We start from the raw sequence: 23958 nt of genomic DNA on the forward strand, positions 1-23958 counted from the left end.
AAACTAACTTCGATAACTCTGTTAACTCTGATTGGATAAGCTAAAATTGAGCCAAAAATACAATAAACTTAAATATCATGTGCTTACAATAAATAAATCGACTCTCCCCCTGTACATTGTATCTAGAAACAGACACAGTTACACGAAGTCCTGTAATTGTGTCTAATAGACTAATAACGCTTTAAAATAGTTTGTTGATAAAGCCTGTTATAACTGCGCAACAAATAGCCCAGTGCATAAGCTATGCTACCTATCCTTTACTACTATTAGTTTTACCAATGATAAACTGTTTTGGTGACAGAATAAGCTCATCCATGGGAATGGGTTTGCTAAACATAAATCCTTGAATATAATCACAACCGTGTTCTATCAAATAATGCCACTGGGTTTCATTCTCTATACCTTCGGCACATACGCTAAGTGAAAGGCGTTTGGCCAAATCGATAATAGCGCCGGTCACTAAGCGGCTCCTTTCTGACGTTTCTAGCTCATGTACAAACTGCTTATCAATTTTTAAGGTATCGATACTTATTTGTGTTAAATAGCTTAGTGAAGAGTAGCCCGTACCAAAATCATCTAGGGCAATTGCGCATCCCATGTTGCTCATGCGTTTAAAGAATTTATTTGATGACGCAAAATTCTCTAAGTAAGCAGACTCGGTTACCTCGAATTCTACGTATTCTGGATTTACATTGTGGCGCGTGAAAATCTCATAGATATTGTCAAACAGGTTGCTATCACGAAGGTCGTGACCTGATAGATTCACTGACACACGAAAACGATGGGGAAGCCACTCCCTTAATTTGGGTAGGTCAATACAGACTTTTTCAATTACCCAACGTGTAATGGCTGATATTTTACCGCCTTGTTCCGCGATAGGAATAAATTCATTCGGCATGACCAAACCATATTCGGGGTGTTGCCACCTAAGCAGTCCCTCTAAGCCGATAACCTTCCCTTCGTGATCGACTTTAACTTGGTAATACACCATAAACTCATCGTTCTTTAAACCTTGCTCTATGGCATTAGCTAAATGGAATTTACGCTTGTGTGACTCCACCATATCAGGTGTAAATATGGTAAAGCTTCCACGTCCTCTGGCTTTAGAGCGGTACATAGCAAGGTCTGCATTGCTCATAAGCTCGCTTAAATCATAGTCGGCGTCTACGGCTCGCGCGACGCCAACACTAACGCCAACAGACAGTGACAGCCCACGCAATTCAAAAGGACTGGTGAAGGCATCAATTAATCGACCGGCCATATTCTCAAGGCTGGTATCTCGCGTTTCCCGATCGGGTAACACTAAAAATTCATCGCCCCCTAATCGGGCTACCAAGTCCCCTTCTCGTAACAGAGCGCTCACCCTATCTGCCACTTCTATCAATATCAGGTCGCCGGTCTCATGACCGAGTGAATCATTAATGCCTTTAAACCCATCTAAGTCGAAAAACAAAAGAGCAAGATCATCATCATTTCTTCGCGCTCGGGCTAGCTCTAACCGCAAGTTATCAAGCACAAATTGCCTATTGGGTAACCCAGTTAGGCTGTCATAGTTAGCCAAGCGAATCATGGTTTCTTGTTGGTCGACCAAGGTCTGATTTTGTTCATGATTGATAAGTAGTTCAACCTCTATCATTTCTAATAAAAGGTTGATGTTTTCTCCTAACTCCCCAATTTCATCTCTTGAAGTAAGGTTTTGTCGCAAGGCGTAATCTTTTGTGTCTGTGACTTGTTTGGTGAAAAAACTTAACTCACTTAAGGGGCGAAATACACGACTAATGAAAAACAATGTGCCAATAATGCTTATTACCCACAGCACAAAGATAATAGGCACTACATTCAGTAGTAAGCCTTTAACACTTCCCGAGAGCGGTGCTTTAGCATCCACGAACAGTACCAAGAAACCATCTGGCTTTTGCGATGAGCCTATTACTCGTCGTGCAGTAATGACGTCATTTTCAAAGGATACCCCTTCAGTTAAAACAAATGGGTCAAGCGCATTGAAAAAGGGCTCATTCAATCGATTAGCAGATGGGCCTTCTTCTTCTAATAAAAGGGTAAAGTTACTGTCATAGATTCTTGCTGAAATAACATGCTCATGCTCCTTTAATAGGATCAAAACACTTGAGAGAGAGGAAGCATTTTGGGCATTTAACAACATCGCTGGCGCTACATTTTTTACCACGCCATTAGCAAGAGAAACCGTATGAGAATGTGCCAAATTGAGATATAGCGCTTTATGTTCTATTACTGCAAACCACAACACCGCGGCAGCCATTACAGACATAGACAAGGTAACGACAATACTAATTGGGGCCTTTATAGACTTAAACACACCCACTTCCTCTAACACCACCCGCGTAATAGATTGTAATCATGTTTTAAATAAATCTTATGTAGTCATCATAATCTCAAATGTGCCTGAGACCATGGAAATGCATGATTTATTTATAGCATTATTTTTTACTAATTACCTGTGTAACAAGTAGTTTTTTTCGATATCAATAGCGCGAGTGAGTGTTAAGTATTGCTTTAGTTTTCTGGCGAAACACGCAGTTTGGCTTTAATAAAATGGGAATGCGGCACATGCAATAAATCTGATATGCGCCGAATTGTATGCTCTTCAATAGGGGCAAGTTGATTATCTGCATAGGCAATAGCCCATAAGCCCTCAAGAATGTCCCGCTTTTGTTCTTCTTCACAGGTTTGATTAATTATCTTGGTAAATTGTACTAAATCGACGGCATCTTCTGCTGATGTACGGCCTTCTTCCATGAGTAATTTTAGTTCATCATCAGAAAGCGCAAACTGCTTATACAAGTGCGTTTTATAAGCGTTAAGCTCACTGTCTGTGACATTATCGTCAGCCCTCATTATTTCACTTAACAACGCAGCGGTGGCAAGTTCGACTGTATGTTTCTGCTGCACTTCTGATTCTTTCGTTTCGAAAAGCTGTAACAAAGATTTAAGCATTAGGCGCTCCAAATAAACAACGAATCTATGGCATAACACATCCACCGCTTCAAAGTGGAAATATACGGCAAATCGTTGGCATTTTTAGTTTAGTGGTAGTTATTCAACGGCTGTATTGAGCAAACAGTTTATTTTTCTTCCGCCTTTTTCAAACCACACTTTACTACTTAACGCTCTAATGAGGCCTAATCCTCTTCCGAATGTGTCATTACTTTCAGGGCTGGCTTTCTGCGCCCACTCAAAACCGTTTCCGCTGTCTTCTATAGAAAGAAAGACGGTTTCTTTCGCTGGATCGGACTCGATATTAATAATAATCGTCCCTTCATCTAAGGCACTCAGTAGCCTTTCTCGCTGCTCATAATATAATTGGAAGCCTTCTGGCGAATGCTTTAGACGTGAGTCCATGTTCAAAATACCGTGTTCTAAGGCGTTGCTGAACATTTCGGAAACCACGGTAAAGAGCACCGAGCGAACATGTTCAATGCCGCTACATTGAGACGTTTGATGGAGCATACGGGTTTGAATGTCGGGTTGCTTTAAATGTTTGGCACTTAAGGTGATGGTGATATTTAACGGAATGTCGTCGGTAGCTCGATAAGGCTGAACCCCTTCTAACGACTGACTTTTGAAAATAACTACTGACACATCGTCTTCAAAACTAGGTGTAGCCGAAAATGCTTTAGCGTGATTAAAAATTCCTTCGGCAGTGATATCAGTGGCATCAGCACACCATTGTTTTATACCCTCTTCGGTTAACATATTTCCCTCTGCATCAACCGCTTCTGTTAACCCATCGGAATAGACAATTAATTTGTCATTCCCCAACATCTCAAAAATTTCGCACTCACTGTCAAATTCATGTTGCTCGAGGATACCTAACGCCATATGGGGGGAAGAAATAGCTTTAACAAATTTCCGCTTGTCTGACACCACCAACATCTGTGGCATGCCACCTTGCCAAAGGGTAATACGAGAACCATCAGAGCCAACTTCACCGATAACCGCAGCCATAAACATATCGCTAGGTAAAAATCGCAGAAGTATTTTATTAAACTCTGTCGCCATTTCATTTATCGATAACCCTTTTAAAGACATTTCTTGAAATGCGCGCGTTACCGGTAGTGCACCTATGGCTGATGCCAGTCCATGCCCGGTAAAATCTCCTACTAAAAAATATAAACCACCACTAGGGCTGGCTTCACATACAAATACGTCACCATTAAATGTTTCTGCTGGCGTTAATGCGTGATCAAAATATTTAAGAACGTGGCTTTTATTAACAATGGCATGGCTGAAAATATGCTCAACAATGGCATGCTCTCTTGCTACGCGTTGCTGATAAAACCTAAGCTCTTCATTTTGCTGTTCTATATGGGCACTTAGGTTGCGAATTTTTTCATGCGCGCGAATTTTGGCGGTAAGAATATGTTTGTCGAAAGGTTTGGTGGCAAAGTCATTACCCCCAACTTCTAAACACTTCACTAAGCTTTCTTTGTCATCCAATGCTGTGATAAATAAAATTGGTAAGTATCGGCCGCCGGCTAAAGTTCTAATTTTCGGTGCAACCTCGAAACCGCTCATACCCGGCATTACCACATCTAGTAGCACTAAATCGGGTATCGCATGCTCTACTATCGCTAACGCATCGTTGCCACTCGAAGCCTCAACGCAATCGGTGAACCCAGCTTCGCTTAACATGCTAACTAACATAGTGCGGTTAATTGGCTCATCATCAACGATAAGAATTTTCATTTAAATATAGCGCCCTGTGGCTTGCTTGCTAGTGCGTCTCAACGAATAATAAATTTTTTGTCAAAGCGCGATATTTTTAGTATTCGCTCTACGGGTGGTCGGCTATTCTCAATACTAAATGTCAGCGGCCGTTGTGATAAAACTTTCTGCATATTTAGCAACATACCTAACGCTGAACTGTCCATGTATTCTGTTTTAGCCAAGTCTACGGTGATGTGTTTCACGTCAGAGTCTAAATCTTGATAGGCTGAGCGAAAGGCTTCCACTTTGCTAAAATCAAACTTTTCCCCCATCTCTATAATTAAAGTCTGTTGTTCATTAACTTTATCCGTTGATACATTCATTTAATGACTCCTTCTGCGTTGACTACACTGGTTGCTTTATTTTCTAGTGACAAACGCAGCGTATAATTAGGCATTACTAAATTTAGTCTAGCGCAGATATTTCAGCCTGCCATGCTACAATTGTAGACAAGCCTAAATAAGGCTCGTTTAACGTACAAGAAAGATGCTCAGAGGATAAAATGCAAGATTGGCAAGATGCACTGCTGGTATACAGTACCGATACAGGTAAAGTTAAACCTTCGCCTAAAGAAGCAAAGCGTTCCACTTCCGACGATGGTATTGTTCGCATACATAGAGAAACAAAAGGCCGCAAAGGGAAAGGCGTGTCTATAATTAAAGGGCTTGATTTAGCTCCCGATGCGTTAAAAAAACTTGGCACTGAATTAAAAAAGAAGTGTGGCTGCGGTGGCGCGGTTAAAGATGGACAAATTGAAGTTCAAACGGATGACCGCGAGAAGTTAAAAGCTTTGCTGCAGGATAAGGGCTTTAGCGCTAAAATTGCTGGGGGTTAATTTACCCCCTTACTTTCCTTGAAAATACCAAAAAGAGAACGGAATGGAAAAGCTGTCAATTTCTGATTTACATATCATATTAGTTGAACCCTCTGATACGCAGAGGAAGATTATTACTACTCTATTGTTGAAAGAAAAGGTAAAGGAAATTGATCCTGTTAGTACCCTTTCTGAAGCTATTTCGGCGGTTAAAGCGCACGGTGCAGACCTTATTGTTAGCGCGATGTATTTCGAAGACGGCACAGCATTAGATTTGATCAAGTTCATTAAAGAAAGTGACGCTTTTAAATCTATTCCATTCATGTTGGTCTCAAGTGAGAACAGAATAAGCAAGTTGGAAGAATTTAAACAAGCCGGTGTTTCAGCCATTCTTCCTAAGCCTTTCGAGCCTCTTCATTTGTCTCGCGCGCTTAATGCTAGCCTTGATTTAATTAATCACGACGAACTTGAACTCGAGCTATTCGATATACACGATGTGAGGGTACTGCTTGTTGACGACAGTAAATTAGCGCGTAATCACATTCGTCGTGTACTTGAGGGTATGGGACTACAGCGAATTAAAGAAGCTGAAAATGGCGCGATGGCACTTACCTTTATAAAAGATGAAGCCTTTGATTTAGTGGTTACCGATTACAACATGCCTGAAATGGATGGCCGAGAGCTGTCTGAGTTTATCCGTTTCAACCCAGAAACTACGCATATTCCTATCATCATGGTAACGTCTGAAGCAGCCGACAGCGCTCATATGGCCAATATTCAACAGACCGGCGTGAACGCGTTATGTGACAAGCCATTCGAACCTACAGAAGTTCGACAAATGCTTGCAGCCTTATTAGGTAACTAAGGCAGCAAGTTATTAAGAAACACCCCATATTGCCTAAAGCAGTAAGCTCATACTATGTCAGTGACTTGCTGCTTTAGGCTGAACTCACAATTCGCCTACCCCTTCTACCAACATCTATCAAGCCCTCCCCCCTATAAATATTAGAAGCAATGTAAAAACAGGTTGACACTGAAAGGCTGTACGCATAAAGTCAGGCGTATGAAACAGAATAATATACATGCAGTAGCTATCTTTTTTGCGTTTATGCTCTTTAAATAGGGAGGCGCAGCTACATGCATAAAAACCTCCCTCAAGGGAGGTTTTTTTTTAGCTAATACGATAAGTGGAAAACTATGTCTGATAACGCCTTAGATGCTGTAAGAGAGCGCATAACATCTTTAGATAGCGAACTTCTAACCTTGTTGGCCGAGCGCCGTGTGCTTACCAATGAAGTCGCTGAAACTAAAATTAAGCACCATATTCCAGTTCGGGATCAGAAACGTGAAGAGCAACTGCTTGTTCGCCTAATTAAAGAAGGTAAGGACGCAGGTCTTGACCCTCACTACGTTACCCAGATATTTCACGTCATCATTGAAGATTCAGTGTTAAACCAACAAGCAATGCTTGCTGAACGTGCCAATCCAGGTAGTACGCTTCCTCTTAATCGTGTGGCTTTCTTGGGCGATAAGGGCTCTTATTCGTACCTTGCTACCCAGAAGTACTTTTCTAGACGCCCAGGTGAACTGCTTGAAATAGGTTGTCAGAGCTTTAGCGAAATTATTCAGAAAGTAGAGAACGCAGAAGCCGACTACGCTGTGCTGCCTATTGAAAATACAACGTCAGGCAGTATTAATGAAGTGTATGACCAACTTCAACATACTCACTTAAGCATTATTGGCGAACTTACTCACCCTATTCGTCATACCTTGCTTGTTGGTGCTGACACGACGGTAGATAAAATAAAAACCGTGTACGCGCATCCACAAGTATTCACACAATGCAGCCACTTCCTAGCTGAGCTTGGCAACATTGAAGTGAAAACCATGGACAGCACGTCATCGGCTATGTTGACCGTGAGTGAGTTACAGCGAGATGATATTGCAGCTATTGGCAGTGAGGCTGGTGGAAACCTTTATGGCCTTACTGCAATAAAGAGTAACTTGGCCAACCAAAAAGAAAACCATAGCCGTTTCATTGTGGTTGCACGTAAAGCGGTAGTGGTACCACTTCAAGTTCCGGCTAAGACTACATTGGTAATGTCTACGGTTCAAAAGCCTGGCGCGTTAGTTGAAGCGCTTTTGGTGCTAAGTGAAAACAATATTAATATGACGAAGTTAGAGTCTCGTCCTATTCCTGGTAACCCTTGGGAAGAAATGTTTTACATTGATGTGAAAGGCAATGTGGAAGACGGACCTGTGCAAAATGCCATTGAAGCCCTTCGAAACATCACTCGCTATATTAAAATATTGGGCTGCTATCCTAGCGAAGAAATCAGCCCTACAAAAGTAGCGGCAGCAAGTGCATTAGCGGAGTAACGCGGCACTCGTATTCAACTTAACACCACGCACCTCATGACTTTTTTGTTTGATGGTGCGTGCCTCTTTTTTCTCTATCCTGTACTCGTTATCGCTACACTTTATATCTATCGACTTGAGACTGCATTGCCTGAGCAACTTCAGACAAGAATTGCGTCCTTTTTGAAATAAAATCGACTTCGTGCTCTATCTTCTCAGACATAGTAGAAATTTCGAGAATATTTTGATTCACACTTTCGGTCACGGTCGCTTGCTCTTGTGTTGCTGCGGCTACCGTATCTGCCATGCCTTGCACTTGTTCAATCACCTGCATAAGCTCCTTCATTGCAGTGGCAAGTAAATCAAACAAATGTATTCCACCATCCGCCGTTGTTTTAGCTTTTTCCATTTCAAGCACTGAGAGTTCAGACGACTTAATCATACTGTTTACAATGCCGCCGATTTTGTCAGTACTTGATTGCGAGCGAGTAGCTAGCGCTCTCACCTCGTCGGCCACTACGGAAAAGCCCCGCCCAGCTTCGCCAGCTCTCGCCGCCTCTATCGCAGCATTTAGAGCAAGTAAGTTAGTTTGATCGGCTATAGAAGTAATATCGCCTAATAAGTCATTGATGCTGCCAACTTCAGTATTGAGTGCGTTAATAACTTCACTAGAGCGTGAAAGCAAATCTACCATTAGCTGAACATTGTTAGAGGCTAAATCAGCACGTTCTATATTTTCTTTAAGCCCACTCATGGCCATCTCACCTTGGTCGCGTGTACCCACTGTAGTTCTAGCAACGTCTGAAACCGATACCGAAAGCTCCTCTACAGAGGATGCAACACTACTACTTTGCTCTCTTTGGGAATGGACAGCAGTCAGACTTTCACTAACCGTCTCAGTAAATTCCACCGTGGTTTGTGTGAGTACTCTCGCATCAGCCTTAAACTGTTTCACCAATGCATGTATCTGGTCAATGAACGCATTGAAAGGAGAGATAACATCGTTAATTTCAGCAATTGGCGATGCTTCTAGTCTAATAGTCAGGTCACCAGAACCATTAGCTAAATCATCACATGCAGATTTTAATTTCGTAAGGGGAGAAACCAACACATTTGCAAGTCGAAGGGCAACGGCTATTGAAACGACAATTAACACACACGCTATGCCTAAAACCGTAAGTAGTAGGGTGCGTTGGAGCTTGGTTAACGGTAAGAGGGCTTCTTCCACATCAATTTCAGCTAACAGTGCGTAGGTATAACTACCTAATTTTATAGGGCTATAATAGGAATACACTTCAACACCACGATAGTCTTCAACAGTGGTAAAGCCAGTTTTAGATTCAAATGCCTTTTTCACTGAGGGGGACTCAACTTTTTGAATGCCAACACTTGTCCCTGCCCTTTGAGCATTGGTCGCTACAGACGGGTAGCGTTGTTTGATAGCATCACTATACCCCTCTGGGTCTTCAACAAAAAAACGGCTTTCTGTCACTAAAAGAGATTCAGGTGAAACCAGATAAGTTTCCCCTGAATCGCCAAATCCTCTCGCCTTCCAATCAGAGTCATGGGTAAGAATATTGCTAACAACATCCAACGGAATTTGAAAAATGAGTATGCCTAATAGATTGCCGTTAGTATCTACAATTTGGGAGCCAAAGAAACCCGCCATTGCGTTATAAGAAGGCAAATAACTGGTTAACTCACTAATGACGACTTCATCGGAGGCAGGACTTTGCATAGCCAAGCTGAACGCTTCGCCAATACCCGTATCAGCGTAAGGCCCTGACTTGAGGCTTGTAGCAAAGTCGAGCTCTTTAAACACGCTGTACACGATATTGCCAGAATCTGGATCGACAATAAAAATATCGTAATAGTTGAAGGTTTGTAAAAAACTGCGAATTTCTTCATGGTACTGCTCATGAATGTCAGCGTATGTCGTACCGTTATTCAAACTAACTAAGGTGTCTTTTTCACCAATGTTATAGGTTGAGCCTGCAATAAAGTCGTACTGTAGCTTCTTCGTAACTAAGGGTAAACTTTGATATAAATTTTCTACGTTGAGTAAAGGCTGGTTATTACGTTGTTCATATAAATCTGCGAAAGCAACAGAGTAATAATTGCTTAACTTCTCACTTTGCCCACTACTATAAGCATCTAATTCCGCATTATATTGATTGAAAGCCTGTTTAAATCTTGGTGTGGATTGGGTGATAATCGATGATTCAGAAAAATTGCTTATCTGCTTGCTCACGAAATCAACGTAATCTATAAACGCTTCTTTAGTCTGCACATTCTGCAACACTAACTTATCTTCTGCGGCTTGTTCTAATGCGCTTTTCGAAAGGTTGTTTGCTGTCCAATAAGTAGCAAACGCAAGTATTATTATGACCCCTATAGTAAGCATAGTTGTCGATAAAAGAAGGCGGAATTTTAGAGACATTGACTAATCCGTTAACGTTTTGGGAGGTGTCGCGACAAATTTAAAGACTAAACATAGAAGAAAAATATCAATTCATCCTCTCAACTATAGTCTAGATTTTTGCTTACCAGTAACGTTCTCGCTTAAATCAAAATATCCCTTTTAAAAATGACTCCACCTTCTAATCAACTACTTTTAAACGTTTTCGCGAATCAAGGCTTTCTTAGTAATTTGCCATCGTCAGCTTTCAATAACAGTTGTTTACTATCGACTAGGCATGTTTTTGCATAGCTGCCAAACCAGTTCCCTATGGTGAGAAACTGTTTAATGAACGCTTTTTTATCACCCTTTTCCAACACGTTTAAGGCTAGACCGAAACGGTCATAGAAACGTCGGAGCAAGGCAAAGTTTTCGGGGTTATTGAAAATAATATCGGCATACAACTCGGGGGCTTGTGCGAACAATCGCCCAACCATAGCTAACTCTAACCGATAGATAGGCGAGCTAAACATGGTGAGGGATTCAAGATCTGGATCTTCTCCACGCAAATGCTCACCATACACGAAGGTGTTGAAGTGGCGCATTACCTGAATATAAGCCATAGATTTATCGTGCTCTTCGGCGGTACTGTTGTGAATAGTTGCCCCCCAAATTCGCATTTGATCAATAAGCCAGCCATAAGCGCTCTCATTACGCCCCTCACACACCACCACAACTTGCTTGATCATACCTGGTGCATCAGGACCAAACATAGGGTGCAAGCCAACGACGGGCCCCTTGTGCACTGCCATCATGGCTTCAATCGGCTTAACCTTAATACTCGTGATATCAGCGAGAATACAGCTTTCGGGTAACATAGAGAGCTGACCTATCACCTGTTCAGTAAGGTTAATAGGCACCGCTACCACAGCTAATGCCGCGGTTGAAAGCACGGCCGCTGCGTGGCCACTTTCCCAGTCTTCTCTCTCTACTACAGAAACAGAGTAACCGCTTCGCTCGAACAAGCTTACGAATATTTTACCCAGTGCACCTGCTCCACCAATTACCACAATGGTACCAGCGTCAGCATTAACCCCTAGGTATCGATTATTTTGCGTATGATATGACTCGCGCATGATGCGACGAAGTAAATCTTCTGTAAGATCAGGAGAAACGCCTACGGCTTCGGCCTGCGCTCGTCGTGAAGCAATGAGTTCTTTTTCTCTGGAAGGTACATATACAGGCATGCCAGCTTCGGCTTTTACCTGACCCACTTTTGTAGTGAGTGCATTACGTTTAGCGAGAAGTTCAACGAGCTGGGTATCCAGCTCGTCTATTCCTTCACGCAGCGTATCTAATTGCTGCGAAAAATCGGCCATTTAGTATGTCCCTCAAATCAAATGGCACTGGCTACCTTACCCGTTAGGCAACATCGGTGCGCTTATTTTGACGTAATGGTAGCACAGTTATTAATTTATCTCTGGTTTGGGCAATAAGCGATTCTGTTGTTTCCCAGTCAATACAACCGTCGGTTATAGACACACCGTATTCCATTTCGCTTAGTTTTTTGCCATCAGACTTTTGGTTACCGGCTTTTAAGTGGCTTTCTAACATCACGCCAATAATAGACTGATTACCTTCTAGTATTTGATTTACTACATTTTGTGCAACCAATGGCTGACGACGGTAATCTTTTGAGGAGTTAGCATGGCTACAATCGACCACTAAGCCTGCTGTTAGCCCTGCTTCTTGCATTTCAACTTCACACTCAGATACACACACCGAATCGTAGTTAGGTTGTTTGCCGCCACGTAAAATAATATGGCCATCTGGGTTACCACTTGTCGCGATAACACTTACTTGACCTTGCTTATTAATACCCATGAAGCGATGACCTGATGCTGCTGACTTAAGCGCATTTAGGGCTATATCTAAGCTGCCATCAGTACCATTTTTAAAACCTACAGGCATTGAAAGACCACTGGCCATTTCACGGTGAGTTTGTGATTCAGAAGTACGAGCACCAATTGCAGACCAGCTGAATAACTCTGCTAAGTACTGAGGACTAATTGGATCTAGCGCTTCAGTCGCTACCGGAAGTTCGAGTTCGGCCAACCAAATCAATAATTCACGGGCTTTACGCAGGCCAGCTTCAATATCGAATGTGTCGTTAATATGAGGATCGTTAATTAATCCTTTCCAACCCGTTGTGGTGCGTGGCTTTTCAAAGTAAACACGCATCACTATGAATAAAGTATCTTTGCATGATTCATGCAGTTCTTTTAACTTAAGCGCGTATTCTTTAGCTGCTTCCACATCGTGAATAGAACATGGCCCACATACTACCAACAAACGATGGTCACGGCGGTGAATGATATCAGAAACAATTTTGCGAGAATCTGAAATGGCAGCAAGTGCTTTTTCTGAGGCAGGCAACTCAGCACTTAATGCTTCTGGCGTAATAAGTACATCTTCTGCACTTACGTGGATATTATTTACAGTGTCCTTGATCATGGGGCTCTCTTAACTACTAAAAAACGGAAAAAATGAAACGTCAAAAGAGTTATATTTTCGCGTGTAAACTTAAATGTACAACAGGCATTTTCTAATTTTCTTTAACGTCATTGACTTTTTAACAACAAACGAATAGGCAAGCAAGCATTAACGTATAATACTTTGCTTTAAGTTAAAGAAAAACGCTTTTCATATGACGATCGGTCAAGTTCACACCTGTTTAGTTCACTTTTCAACCAAAGGTGAGTATTAGCTTTTCGGCGTGTAGCCCTTCTTAAATATGTTAGGTTTCCAGCCCCAATGTAGGGAACCTAGACGAATAAACACGGTTGTTAGTAGTGAACCTAAAATACACCATGCATAGGGCGCATCTAACGTAAACAAGGCGGCATACGCCAAACCTCCAGAAAGACACGCTGTAGCATATAGGTCGCCACGCATAACCAATGGAACCTCTCGACAAATGACATCCCTTAGTAGACCGCCAAATATGCCTGTGGTCATGCCCATGGTTAGTGCCACTATCATACCAGTGCCTTCTATCAGCGCTTTTTCCATGCCCATGATGTTAAAGATGGCTAGCCCTGCTGCATCCATCAAAATAAAGTAATAGTTAGATAGTGGCGGTAAATAGCGGATGGATAAAACGGTGAGTATGACTGCGCCATAGGCAGAATATAAATAAGAAGGCGTTTCCACCCAAAAAATAGGTTGGGTAAGCAATAAGTCTCTAATGGTTCCCCCGCCTAAGGCAGTCACACTTGCCACTACAACCACGCCAAAACCATTGATACTTTTTTCATGCCCCATTAGTGCGCCCGATACCGCAAAGAACGCCACACCAAATAAACCTAAAAATAGAAAGTAATCCGCTGTCATCCCTGTCTCATTTGCGTATTTGTCATAGGTTTTATTCTGAAAATAGTCGAGTACAGATCGTTAATTTACAAATTTCGTGTCAGTATTATTGTTTCAAACATGCAAACCTATCTTTTACATGAAATTTATACTCATTTTATTATCAATTGTTACCGGTGTTACCGCCTGCGCCGCGCAACGCGACTATGCTTTCCCCAATAACATAAACACTGCCGAACACTACGTTTTCTATTCCCATGGTTTCATTGTAGAGGGTGATGACCCAACACCCATTCACCCTCGGTGGGGTGTATATGATTTCCCGAGTATTCAAAAAGCACTTGATGACGATAGCTATACTTTAATAGCACACCACAGACCAAAGGGCGTAAGCCCAATCGACTATGCGAAACGCCTTGCCGGAGAAGTTCAACAACTTATCACTTTAGGTGTTCCCCCAGAAAACATTACCCTTACCGGCTTTTCCCGCGGCGGCGCTATTACTATATTGGCAGCAAACGAGTTAAAAAACGCTAAGGTCAATGTTGTGATTTTAGCGGGCTGTGCAGGGTTAATTAATCGAAAGCGCGATATTCAGTTATACGGCCGCGTGCTTTCAATTTATGAAACTTCTGACGATGTTGGCTCGTGCAACCTGTTAGAAGCACGCAGCCCTATGCTTAGAGAATTTAAAGAGATAGCCATTTCAACCGGTAAAGAACATGGCGCGTTTTATCGCCCAATCGATGAATGGCTTGTACCGCTAAAACGCTGGATTAACGATTCAGTTAGCAAGCCTGAGATTAACAAGAATGAATAACGGTTAGGCGACAATAGCTGTCTTACTTTTTCTGACGACTTCCGTAGAGCCAATCTAACCCCTGAATAGCGGTGGTGGGAAATGTCGTAGCGTGGGTGGCCTCATCAATCAGTTTGAACTTGAGATTTATCTGCTGCTCACTCTGCTGCATTATTTTTTGAGCCAGCTTTTGTGCACCTTCAACCATATCTTGCCTTTCACCATATTCAGGGCGCTCTAACGCCCCCACGGCTAGATAAACATTTACAGGTGTTTTGGCGGGTACGACTGCTTCAGACAAAATGGCATTGTCGCAAAACCACACCGATGGGCTACCAATAATGTAACTACTAAACATATTTGGGCGAGTAAAAAGCACATAGGCACTAAATAGCCCGCCTAAGGAATTTCCAACTAACGTTCTAGGCATCCCCTCCACGCGATAGTTATTTGAAATATAGGTGAATACTGTGTCATTGATAAAGTCAGCATGATGCGCTGCTTTGCCCGTTTCCAGCTTCCAGTCTTCAGCATGGTAAGGGGTATAGTCGCGAACACGACTTGCGGCGCCCTTAGACCCTTTCGAGTAGGATATGGCCACTATAATAGCCTGCTCCATTACACTACTGTTCATGGGAAACCGTGTTACCCCTGACACGACCTGAAATGCATAAGAACCGTCCAACAAATAAATCACTGGGTAAGATGCTTTAGGGTTCGCTCGGTAGCTTTTTGGCAACTTGATAAAAATGGGGTAAGTTCGGTGAGATTTATGGTCTTGAAGCTCGACAACAGTACTTCTAGGTATTGTGAATTCAGTGTCTGCACTAGGCATCGTACTAGGCATGGTACTAGGCATGACACTAGACACGGCACTAGGCATGGCACTAGACACAGCACTGAAAGCTAACACTATTAATACCCAGAAAAAACGCGATAGCATATGGCCACTCATTGTTTTAATTAACTATTTTCAACATATTATCTCGCAAAGGTGCATTGAGCAATTGTGCTATCGTCAAGATATGGGGTGTGGGTGTCGGTGAAGGTGCCAATGACCTTCCTGCGCATGGATGCGCTGGCAGAGCCCCCATAGATGGGTTTACGGCTTGTCATCGGCACTATTCTTCAACTCACCTAACATGGCTATAAAGTGCGACCGGAGGGATGCGGTGTTGGGCTCTCTGACCTTCCAGCGCAGGATGCGCTGGCAGAGCCCCCATAGATGGGTTTACGGCTTGTCATCGGCACTATTATTCAACTCACCTAATATGGCTATAAAGTGCGACCGGAGCGATACGGTGTAGGTGCTGATGACCTTCCTGCGCATGGATGCGCTGGCAGAGCCCCCATGGATGGGTTTACGGCGAGTCATCGGCACCTACACCGCATTTCTCCCCGCTTTTATTACAGGCACAAAAAAGCCCGCTAATAAGCGGGCTCTTTCGAAGTTAACAATAACGCAAGGATTAGTAATCTTAGTTAAGCTTTTCTTTGATACGTGCAGATTTACCTGAACGTTCACGAAGATAGTAAAGCTTAGCACGACGAACCGCACCGCGGCGTTTAACTTCAATTGAAGAGATAGCCGGGCTGTGTGTTTGGAACACACGCTCAACGCCTTCGCCGCTAGAAATCTTACGTACGGTAAAAGACGAGTGCAGACCACGGTTACGCTTAGCGATAACAACACCTTCATAAGCCTGAAGACGCTCTTTGTCACCTTCGGTAACGCGAACTTTAACAACTACTGTGTCACCCGGGCCGAACCCTGGAACATCAGATTTAAGCTGTGCTTGCTCAATTTTCTTGATGATATCTTGACTGACTTTGCTCATCATATCCTCTCGTCCTAGTTAACTGTCATCTCGCTGCAACTGCGTTTGGAATATTTCCAATAACCGCTGCTGCTCCTCAGTCAGAGCTAGGTGATTTAACAAATCAGGGCGACGCAGTAAGGTTCTACCCAAAGACTGCATTAATCGCCACTGCCTAATTTTTTCATGATCACCACTTAACAACACTTCAGGCACCGATTGACCATCTAGTACTTCTGGCCGCGTATAATGCGGACAATCCAGAAGACCATCGGTAAAGGAATCTTCAACTGCTGAAGCTTTATGCCCCAACACGCCGGGAACTAATCTAGCAACTGCGTCCATTAAGACCATTGCCGGCAGTTCACCGCCACTTAGAACGTAATCACCAATGGAGACTTCTTCATCTACATGGCTTTCGATTACGCGCTCATCAATTCCTTCATATCGACCACAGATTAAAATCGTACGGTCAATTCCAGCAAGACGTTGAACGCCTGCTTGGTCAAGGGGTTTCCCTTGGGGTGATAAGTAGATCACGCTACTGTTTTCGCCACCAACTTTCTTGGCAGCTTGTATTGCGTCGGTAAGCGGTTTAACCATCATCAGCATGCCGGGTCCGCCACCATAGGGGCGATCGTCAACTGTGCGATGGCGGTCATGGGTAAAGTCGCGGGGGTTAAAGGTATCAACCGATAATTTTCCAGACTTAACAGCCCTGCCGATTACACCCTGTTGGGTAAATGGCGCGAACATATCTGGAAACAGGCTAACCACCCCGAACCATTTTTCCGGTGTCACTTAAAACCCCGGGTCCCAGTCAACTTTAATGACCTTCGCTTCCCGATCAACCTCTTGTACAACGTCGTCGAACACAAAAGGTATTAATCTTTCTTTTTGACCAAAAGCATCGCCTACATTAGCTTTAACGTGAACCACGTCATTGGCACCTGTATTAAATACTTCTTTCACCACACCTAAGTCGTAACCTTGCGTAGTTACCACTTTCATGCCAGTGAGCTCGCGCCAATAAATGCCATCGTCCCCTAAATCGGGAAGTTGCGAAGCGCTAATGTTTATATCCAAGTTTTTAATGCGTTCTGCATCATCTCGGTTATCCACACCAACAATCTTTGCTACCAGGCCTTTACCATGCGTTCGCCATTGGTCAATTTGGTATTCGTTTTCTTCGCCAAGAAACCAAGGCAAGTACTCAAAAATACCTTCTGGTGTTTGTGTATAGCTGTTGATTTTGACCCAACCTTTTACACCGTAAGGTGCACCGATTTTGCCAACAACCACAATGTCAGACGCTAAACTCATCTATACTCACCAGTTAATTGCAACTTACGCTGCAGATTTTTTAGCTTCTTTTACCAAGCTAGTTACGCGCTCAGATAAGCTCGCGCCAACACCAACCCAGTAATCAACACGTTCTAGGTCAACGCGTAAACGCTCTGCTTGACCTTGTGCTGTTGGGTTGAAGAAACCAACGTTTTCAATAAAACGACCGTTTCTTGCACGACGGCTATCAGCCACCACTAGTTGATAAAATGGACGCTTTTTCGCGCCACCACGCTGTAAACGAATAGTAACCATAAATGCCTCAAACTCGTTGTAGCGTTACCGTTAACTTAATCCTTCTTTAGACGCTTATAAATTGAGCGCCTAAGAGAAGGCCGCCGAATTATACGGATATGGGCTGTGAATGCAAGTATAAATGCGGGTTAAATAGGGATTATGCATCCCTATTTATTATTTATTGGCTATTAGTGTGGAAGGAGTAAAAATTTCGCTTGCTTATAAGGCCTTAGCTTCCCCTAAACGATAGAGTAAAATAGCCGCTTTATGCATGTTTTGCGCAAAGGTGGACATGTCGGCCACTTCATCCTTTGTATGTCCGCCATCGCCCATCAAGCCTAGGCCATCAATTGCCATGTCTACATGATCTGCTGCAAATGAAATATCAGCGGCACCTGCGTTTCTTGGGTTAACCGGCGCTACAGGGCCATAACCTAAAGATTCACTCACATCGCTATACATCTTTAACAGTGCATAGTTTTGGTCGGTAGGTGCCATTGGCGGATAACCATCGGCAAAGGTTAATGTCGCAGAGGTATGCGCTAGGTTGTTCGAAGCCACTTCCTGCATAACCTTTTTAGCTTTTGCCAACTCGTCGGCGGTTAATGTGCGAATGCCGCCTTTCACGGTAACTTCTTTTGCCACCACATTGGTTTTACCAAAGCCTTGTACGATAGAATTCTCGGGTTGTACTTCAACTTCAGTACCACCCGCTATTAACCCAGGGTTAAAGGTAATATTACCAACGCCCGCTAACTGTTCGCGAAAACTATTTAAAATACGAGCCGTTTCAAATATTGCACCATAGCCCACATTGTCGGTGAATATTTGTGATGAATGCGCAGGCTTGCCTGCAACATCTAACTGCCACCCTATTGAGCCGCGACGTGCAACCACCGCCGTTTTAATATCGCCATCGGCATCTTCAAACCCTAGCGCGATATCTGCCCATATTGCTGCATCAACTAAAGCTTTCTTAGATAGTGAAAGTGGGCGGCCACTACTTTCTTCATCGCCTGTCATCACTACTTTAATACTGATTTTATCAAGTAAATCTAAGGCTTTCAGCGCTTGCAGTGCCGCAATAATAATCACATCGCCGCCTTTCATATCGGTGATGCCAGGCCCTGCAATATGGGTGTCATCAACGACACTGTAGTGCTGAAATGCATCATCTTTAGCAAATACTGTATCTAAATGGCCTATCATCAGAATCTTTGGCCCCGAATTGCCATAGCTGGCCACTAAGTGCCCAGCCCGATTAAATTCACTTCCATCAACCCACTGGGTATCAAACCCCATTGCATCGAACTCGGCTTGATAAATAGCCCCTACTTTTTTGACTCCGTCGAAATTCATGGTGCCACTATTGATATTCACCGTTTTTTCTAACAGCGCTTGGGATTGGGTGAGGTTATCATTAATATGCTTTGTAATTTTCTGCTCGGTGGCAGTATTAGCCATACTGGTTTGGCTAAACATGAATAGCATGCCAACGAACAAGGTGTTGAATTTGATTCTTTTGATCATGAATTTTCTCTTATTTATTATCATTTAAGGCTTGAATAGAAACAGGAAGAATAATGAGAGTAAAACGGGCGTTCTGTAATGTCTAGTGCGACGAAAAAAGGGAATGTTAGTGAATAATGTTTAATTAGAAGCCGCTAAAAATGCGTAAACAGTTTTGCGACATGGGCCCAAGTTGACCCATGTCATATGAGAGTTTTATAGCTGTAGTTTATAAACCTAACTGAGCCAACGTTACATTCGCATCGTTATAATCAAGGGCAATAAATCGATAACCTGATTCATTTTTTAAAATTAAGCTGGGAAAGCCCTGGGCGCCAATAGCTTGCCCCATGTTTATTTCTTCTATTAATGTTCGTTGAGTTTCTGCGCTGTTTAAGTCTTCTTCGAATTGCTCTGGGTTTAATCCTAACTCGCTGGCCAGTTCAATCAACGTACTGTCATTGGACGGATTCATGGCGCGAAGATAGTACCCTTGTTGAATAGCATTTATCATCGATTCTTCTTTACTGGCATCTTGATTTCTTGCAGCAATTACCGCACGGCATGACGGATAAGTTGAGCGTCGTGGCTCGCATTTTTCCCAAAAATCAAAGTTGAATGTGGTACCCGGCACCCGCTGCATAATGGTTTTCCAATATCCGCTGATGGCAGCTTGCATAGCACTTGGCATGGGTTCGTTAGAATCGGGCGCTAGCCCGCCTAATACATATCGCACCTCTATGTGATCTGGCAGGTTTTGTTTTATGGTGTTCCATACTGGTACAAACGCCCAGCACCAACTGCACATGGGGTCGTGCACGTAGTAGAGAATAGATTTACTACCTTGCTGTGTTACTTGTTGTCTGGGCTGATGCACTGGCTTTTCCAAAACACTCTCCTACATTTAATTAACAAATAAATTTTTAATACTTCACAAGTAAAGATTTTTGGATTACCTTGATCAAAAGCTTTATAGACGTCTAACCATCTAAACATCTAAACGCACAAAATATGAATTAACTTTTAAGGTATGTTCAATGAAACCAGAAACCATTGCATTACACGCAGGCTATACTAGCGAAGAAACTACAAAAGCAGCAACTACTCCTATTTATCAAACCACATCGTTTACGTTTGATAATACGCAACATGGTGCTGATTTGTTCGACCTTAAAGTGCCAGGTTATATCTACAGCCGCATAATGAACCCCACCAATGCTGTGTTAGAGCAACGTTTAACTGAATTAGAAGGTGGTGTTGGGGCATTAGCGGTAGCCTCTGGCATGGCCGCTATTCGCTACGCCATAGAAGCTATCGCAGAAGTCGGTAGCAATATTGTAAGTGTTGGACAGTTATACGGCGGCACCTACAACCTTTTTGCCCATACTTTTCCTCGCCAAGGTATTCAAACTACCTTCGTACAAGCAAATGACTTCGACGGCCTTGCTGCTGCTATTGATGAAAATACCAAAGCGGTATTTTGCGAGTCTATTGGTAACCCTGCAGGAAACGTTGTTGATATTAAACGTTGGGCCGATATTGCACATGCCGCAGGCGTGCCGTTAATTGTTGATAACACCGTTGCCACCCCTATTCTTTGCAAGGTGTTCGATCACGGTGCAGATATAGCCATTCACTCCCTAACCAAATATATTGGCGGTCACGGCACTACCGTGGGCGGCATTATTGTTGATTCAGGTAACTTTGACTGGGCTGCCCAGCCAGAACGATTCAGTATGCTGACTACACCCGATCCTAGCTACCATGGCGTTACTTACACAGAAGCACTTGGCCCAGCTGCTTATATTGGCCGTTGCCGCGTAGTGCCTCTGCGTAATACAGGGGCTGCACTTTCAGCACAAAGTGCGTTTAATATTATGCAAGGTTTAGAAACCTTATCGTTACGGATGGAGCGCCACTGCGAAAACGCAGAAAAAGTGGCTGCGCTTCTTGAAAAGCACCCTTCAGTGAATTGGGTTAACTATGCGGCTCTGCCTGATAGTGAGCACTTCGACACCTGCCAACGCATTTGTGGCGGTAAAGCGGCCGGTATTATTAGCTTTGGGATTCAAGGTGGATTGCCAGCAGGCGCTAAGTTTATCGACGCCCTACAGCTAATTCTACGCTTAGTTAATATTGGTGATGCAAAGTCTTTAGCCTGTCACCCTGCTAGCACTACACACCGTCAATTAAATGCTGATGAGCTTGCATCGGCCGGCGTTAGTGAAGATATGGTTCGTATTTCGGTAGGTATTGAACATATTGACGATATTATAGCTGACATCGAGCAAGCCCTCATTGCTAGCCAAAGCTGAGCGCTTGAAGCTGCTAAGCTAAGCGCTAAAAGCTTTTAAGCTTTTAAGCTTTGCACTTCAAAGTGCTTGATTACATATAGGTACGTCGGGGTTCCAAATTATAAATGGAACCTCAGACTTTTGTTTTTACTTTGAACCCAGCCGTTTTCTACTCTTGTTTTTTCTTTTCTAAAATCTTTTCTTTTTTAGCTATTTCTTTGCGACTTCCGGCTTCTCTTACAAATTTTTAACCCGGCCCGCGTAAGTCAGGCCCAAGTCAGGGCAAGCCAGGTTCCACCCACCTGATTTACTGCAACTGTAGTCGCATGAATAAATCAACTTTTCCTAATTCAGCGTATAGTCATAACAATTAATCGTTCTCGGCTTCTGTTCGAACGCATCAATAGCGCAAATTAGATACGGTTTTCCGTAGCATCGCTTTATCCTGTTGAAAATTTAAAAGAGGTTATTTTGGCAACACCGTTAAATGAAGTGTCAACAAAACAAGTACTGCAGTGGATAGGTTCACACTTAAGCCAATACAAAAAACGTGTCGCTGGGGCCATTGCCGCCTTGTTTACTGCCGCTATAGCATGGTTAATGTTAGGACAAGGCATTAAATACGCTATCGATAGCGGCTTTGTAGAAAGCGCTTCTGAAACCTTAAACCAAGCCACGGTTATTGTATTGGCAATAACGCTGATTGCGTGCATTGCGACCTATGCCCGCTTTTACTTGATGACATGGTTGGGCGAGAGAGTCAGTGCCGATATTAGAAATCAGGTTTACTCTCATTTGCTCTCACTTCCTCCTTCATTTTTCGCAGAGCTTAGAACCGGTGAGGTTATTTCTCGCTTCACTAGCGACACTACGGTAATTCAAACCGTGGTAGGTATGAGCCTCTCTATGACACTTCGCTCGGTAGTAACATTTATTGGCGCGTTAGTGTTGATGGGTATATCTAGTCCCCTACTTACTTTTTGCGTCATCATCGCTGTACCTGCTGTACTAGTACCCATAAAAGTTTTAGCACCACAAGTACGCAAGTTCGCTAAAATCAGCCAAGATAAGGTGGCAGATTTAGGCTCTCACATTGATGAAAGCCTGCATGAAATTATGACGGTTCAAGCGTACACCGCAGAAGACAAAGAACGCGCTCACTTTTCTTCACGAGTAGAGTCGGCGATGAATGCAGCTAAACATCGTATCCATTATCGGTCTTTATTAATTGGCTGCATTATGTGCTTAAGCATGACAGCGATAATATTTATTGCGTGGGTAGGCGCACGCCAAGTTTTAGAAGGCAAAATGACCGTTGGGGAATTGTCCGCCTTTCTATTTTATGCGGTGATGGCAGGTGGCAGTATCGCTACTGTGAGTGAAGTGATTGGTGAAGTACAACGAGGCGTAGGTGCAAGTGAACGCCTTTATCAGCTACTGAATGCAACATCAGAAGTGACCTCGCTGTCTGAACACTCCGCTTCATCGCAAGTACCTCAGGTAGCGCCTGCTATTGCGTTTAAAGATATGAGCTTTGGCTACCCTGGTACTAAGCCATTATTTGACAATCTAAACTTAAATATTAAAGCCGGTGAGAAACTTGCGTTGGTAGGGGCGAGTGGCGCTGGAAAGTCATCGCTATTCCAATTACTTATGCGTTTTTACGACCCCACTAACGGTGAAATTACGTTCGATGACACGCCCATTATAGGCATGCCGCTAAGCTGCTTGCGCCAGCATATCGCCATTGTTACCCAAGAGCCTGTGGTATTCGCCAGTAGCGTAATGGAAAACATTCGCTACGGTAGCCCCAAGGCAAGTGACGATGAAGTAATGAGTGCAGCCAAAAAAGCCTTTGCTCATGAATTTATCGATAACCTAGAAAACCGCTATCACACTCAGTTAGGTGAGCGTGGCATCAAGCTTTCTGGCGGGCAGAAACAGCGTGTCGCCATAGCCCGTGCAATATTAGCAAATCGCCCTATCTTACTTTTAGATGAAGCAACAAGTGCGCTAGATGCCATGAGTGAACGTATGGTTCAACAGGCAATGAATCGTTTAATGGAAGGCAAGACCAGTATTGTTATCGCACATCGCCTTGCCACCGTTCAGCATGCAGATCGCATTGTGGTAATGGATAAAGGCAAAATTGTCAGTATCGGAACGCATGCACAATTAATGAAAAGCGATACCCTGTACAGGGAATACGCTGAACTGCAATTGCTTAGCTAAGCTGCCTATGGTGCTATAACACTAGAATTTTGCTTGGG

Annotated in this window: 21 protein-coding genes; 6 read left to right on the plus strand and 15 right to left on the minus strand. The window is 43.2% G+C overall.

Annotation, left to right across the window (positions count from 1 at the left end):
* Nucleotides 1-250: 250 nt before the first annotated feature.
* The 4 genes from AV939_RS08880 to AV939_RS08895 all read right to left on the minus strand — a co-directional run bounded on the left by AV939_RS08880 (nucleotide 251) and on the right by AV939_RS08895 (nucleotide 5069).
* Complete coding sequence (locus tag AV939_RS08880; RefSeq protein WP_057792980.1) at nucleotides 251-2335, minus strand: EAL domain-containing protein; 2085 nt, start codon at nucleotides 2333-2335, stop codon at nucleotides 251-253.
* A 197-nt stretch (nucleotides 2336-2532) separates the two neighbouring features.
* Complete coding sequence (locus tag AV939_RS08885) at nucleotides 2533-2973, minus strand: TerB family tellurite resistance protein (RefSeq protein WP_057792982.1); 441 nt, start codon at nucleotides 2971-2973, stop codon at nucleotides 2533-2535.
* Between the two features lie 99 nt (nucleotides 2974-3072).
* Nucleotides 3073-4725 carry an ATP-binding SpoIIE family protein phosphatase gene (locus AV939_RS08890; RefSeq protein WP_057792984.1) on the minus strand — a complete coding sequence of 551 codons (1653 nt, stop codon included), beginning with the start codon at nucleotides 4723-4725 and terminating at the stop codon, nucleotides 3073-3075.
* Nucleotides 4726-4763: 38 nt separating this feature from the next.
* Nucleotides 4764-5069 (minus strand): STAS domain-containing protein, encoded by a 306-nt coding sequence (locus AV939_RS08895; RefSeq protein ID WP_057792986.1) that lies wholly within the window; start codon nucleotides 5067-5069, stop codon nucleotides 4764-4766.
* Nucleotides 5070-5248: 179 nt separating this feature from the next.
* Here AV939_RS08895 and yciH point away from each other — a divergent pair, with 179 nt between their 5' ends.
* From yciH to pheA, 3 genes are all read left to right on the plus strand, one after another.
* Nucleotides 5249-5581: a stress response translation initiation inhibitor YciH gene (gene yciH, locus AV939_RS08900; RefSeq protein WP_057792988.1), complete on the plus strand. Its 333-nt coding sequence runs from the start codon at nucleotides 5249-5251 to the stop codon at nucleotides 5579-5581.
* A gap of 43 nt (nucleotides 5582-5624) precedes the next feature.
* Nucleotides 5625-6425 (plus strand): response regulator, encoded by an 801-nt coding sequence (locus tag AV939_RS08905; RefSeq protein ID WP_057792990.1) that lies wholly within the window; start codon nucleotides 5625-5627, stop codon nucleotides 6423-6425.
* A gap of 332 nt (nucleotides 6426-6757) precedes the next feature.
* A complete protein-coding gene (pheA, locus tag AV939_RS08910; RefSeq protein WP_057792992.1) occupies nucleotides 6758-7939 on the plus strand; it encodes a prephenate dehydratase in 1182 nt (393 codons plus the stop codon).
* Between the two features lie 94 nt (nucleotides 7940-8033).
* Here pheA and AV939_RS08915 read toward each other — a convergent pair whose 3' ends face one another.
* The 4 genes from AV939_RS08915 to AV939_RS08930 form a co-directional block, all read right to left on the minus strand.
* Complete coding sequence (locus AV939_RS08915) at nucleotides 8034-10358, minus strand: methyl-accepting chemotaxis protein (protein WP_057792994.1); 2325 nt, start codon at nucleotides 10356-10358, stop codon at nucleotides 8034-8036.
* Nucleotides 10359-10549: 191 nt separating this feature from the next.
* Nucleotides 10550-11695, minus strand: a complete 1146-nt coding sequence (tyrA, locus tag AV939_RS08920; RefSeq protein ID WP_057792996.1) for a bifunctional chorismate mutase/prephenate dehydrogenase — start codon at nucleotides 11693-11695, stop codon at nucleotides 10550-10552.
* A gap of 43 nt (nucleotides 11696-11738) precedes the next feature.
* Nucleotides 11739-12830 (minus strand): 3-deoxy-7-phosphoheptulonate synthase, encoded by a 1092-nt coding sequence (locus tag AV939_RS08925; RefSeq protein WP_061997582.1) that lies wholly within the window; start codon nucleotides 12828-12830, stop codon nucleotides 11739-11741.
* Between the two features lie 249 nt (nucleotides 12831-13079).
* Nucleotides 13080-13709, minus strand: a complete 630-nt coding sequence (locus AV939_RS08930; protein ID WP_057793000.1) for a trimeric intracellular cation channel family protein — start codon at nucleotides 13707-13709, stop codon at nucleotides 13080-13082.
* Nucleotides 13710-13827: 118 nt separating this feature from the next.
* Here AV939_RS08930 and AV939_RS08935 point away from each other — a divergent pair, with 118 nt between their 5' ends.
* Nucleotides 13828-14508 (plus strand): alpha/beta hydrolase, encoded by a 681-nt coding sequence (locus tag AV939_RS08935; RefSeq protein ID WP_057793002.1) that lies wholly within the window; start codon nucleotides 13828-13830, stop codon nucleotides 14506-14508.
* A gap of 22 nt (nucleotides 14509-14530) precedes the next feature.
* On the opposite strand, the gene AV939_RS08940 is transcribed toward AV939_RS08935, so the two are convergent.
* The 7 genes from AV939_RS08940 to AV939_RS08970 all read right to left on the minus strand — a co-directional run bounded on the left by AV939_RS08940 (nucleotide 14531) and on the right by AV939_RS08970 (nucleotide 20283).
* Entirely contained in the window at nucleotides 14531-15370 is an 840-nt protein-coding gene (locus AV939_RS08940) for an alpha/beta hydrolase (protein ID WP_057796263.1), read from the minus strand.
* Between the two features lie 595 nt (nucleotides 15371-15965).
* Nucleotides 15966-16325, minus strand: a complete 360-nt coding sequence (gene rplS, locus AV939_RS08945; protein WP_013784897.1) for a 50S ribosomal protein L19 — start codon at nucleotides 16323-16325, stop codon at nucleotides 15966-15968.
* 18 nt (nucleotides 16326-16343) lie between these two features.
* Nucleotides 16344-17105: a tRNA (guanosine(37)-N1)-methyltransferase TrmD gene (gene trmD / locus AV939_RS08950; RefSeq protein WP_082604946.1), complete on the minus strand. Its 762-nt coding sequence runs from the start codon at nucleotides 17103-17105 to the stop codon at nucleotides 16344-16346.
* Nucleotides 17106-17627, minus strand: a complete 522-nt coding sequence (rimM, locus tag AV939_RS08955; RefSeq protein ID WP_013784899.1) for a ribosome maturation factor RimM — start codon at nucleotides 17625-17627, stop codon at nucleotides 17106-17108. It lies immediately after the preceding gene.
* 24 nt (nucleotides 17628-17651) lie between these two features.
* A complete protein-coding gene (gene rpsP, locus AV939_RS08960; protein WP_013784900.1) occupies nucleotides 17652-17903 on the minus strand; it encodes a 30S ribosomal protein S16 in 252 nt (83 codons plus the stop codon).
* A 201-nt stretch (nucleotides 17904-18104) separates the two neighbouring features.
* Nucleotides 18105-19415, minus strand: a complete 1311-nt coding sequence (locus AV939_RS08965) for a M20/M25/M40 family metallo-hydrolase (protein ID WP_057793004.1) — start codon at nucleotides 19413-19415, stop codon at nucleotides 18105-18107.
* Nucleotides 19416-19623: 208 nt separating this feature from the next.
* The gene (locus AV939_RS08970; RefSeq protein ID WP_082604947.1) at nucleotides 19624-20283 is read right to left on the minus strand and encodes a DsbA family protein; all 660 of its coding nucleotides are present in this window, start codon (nucleotides 20281-20283) and stop codon (nucleotides 19624-19626) included.
* Nucleotides 20284-20431: 148 nt separating this feature from the next.
* Here AV939_RS08970 and AV939_RS08975 point away from each other — a divergent pair, with 148 nt between their 5' ends.
* Nucleotides 20432-21709, plus strand: a complete 1278-nt coding sequence (locus tag AV939_RS08975; RefSeq protein ID WP_057793006.1) for an O-acetylhomoserine aminocarboxypropyltransferase/cysteine synthase family protein — start codon at nucleotides 20432-20434, stop codon at nucleotides 21707-21709.
* Between the two features lie 450 nt (nucleotides 21710-22159).
* Entirely contained in the window at nucleotides 22160-23920 is a 1761-nt protein-coding gene (locus AV939_RS08980) for an ABC transporter transmembrane domain-containing protein (RefSeq protein ID WP_057793007.1), read from the plus strand.
* Nucleotides 23921-23958: the final 38 nt, after the last annotated feature.

It is taken from the genome of Alteromonas sp. Mac1, from assembly GCF_001562125.1.
In the GTDB taxonomy this organism is placed as follows: Bacteria; Pseudomonadota; Gammaproteobacteria; order Enterobacterales; family Alteromonadaceae; genus Alteromonas; species Alteromonas stellipolaris.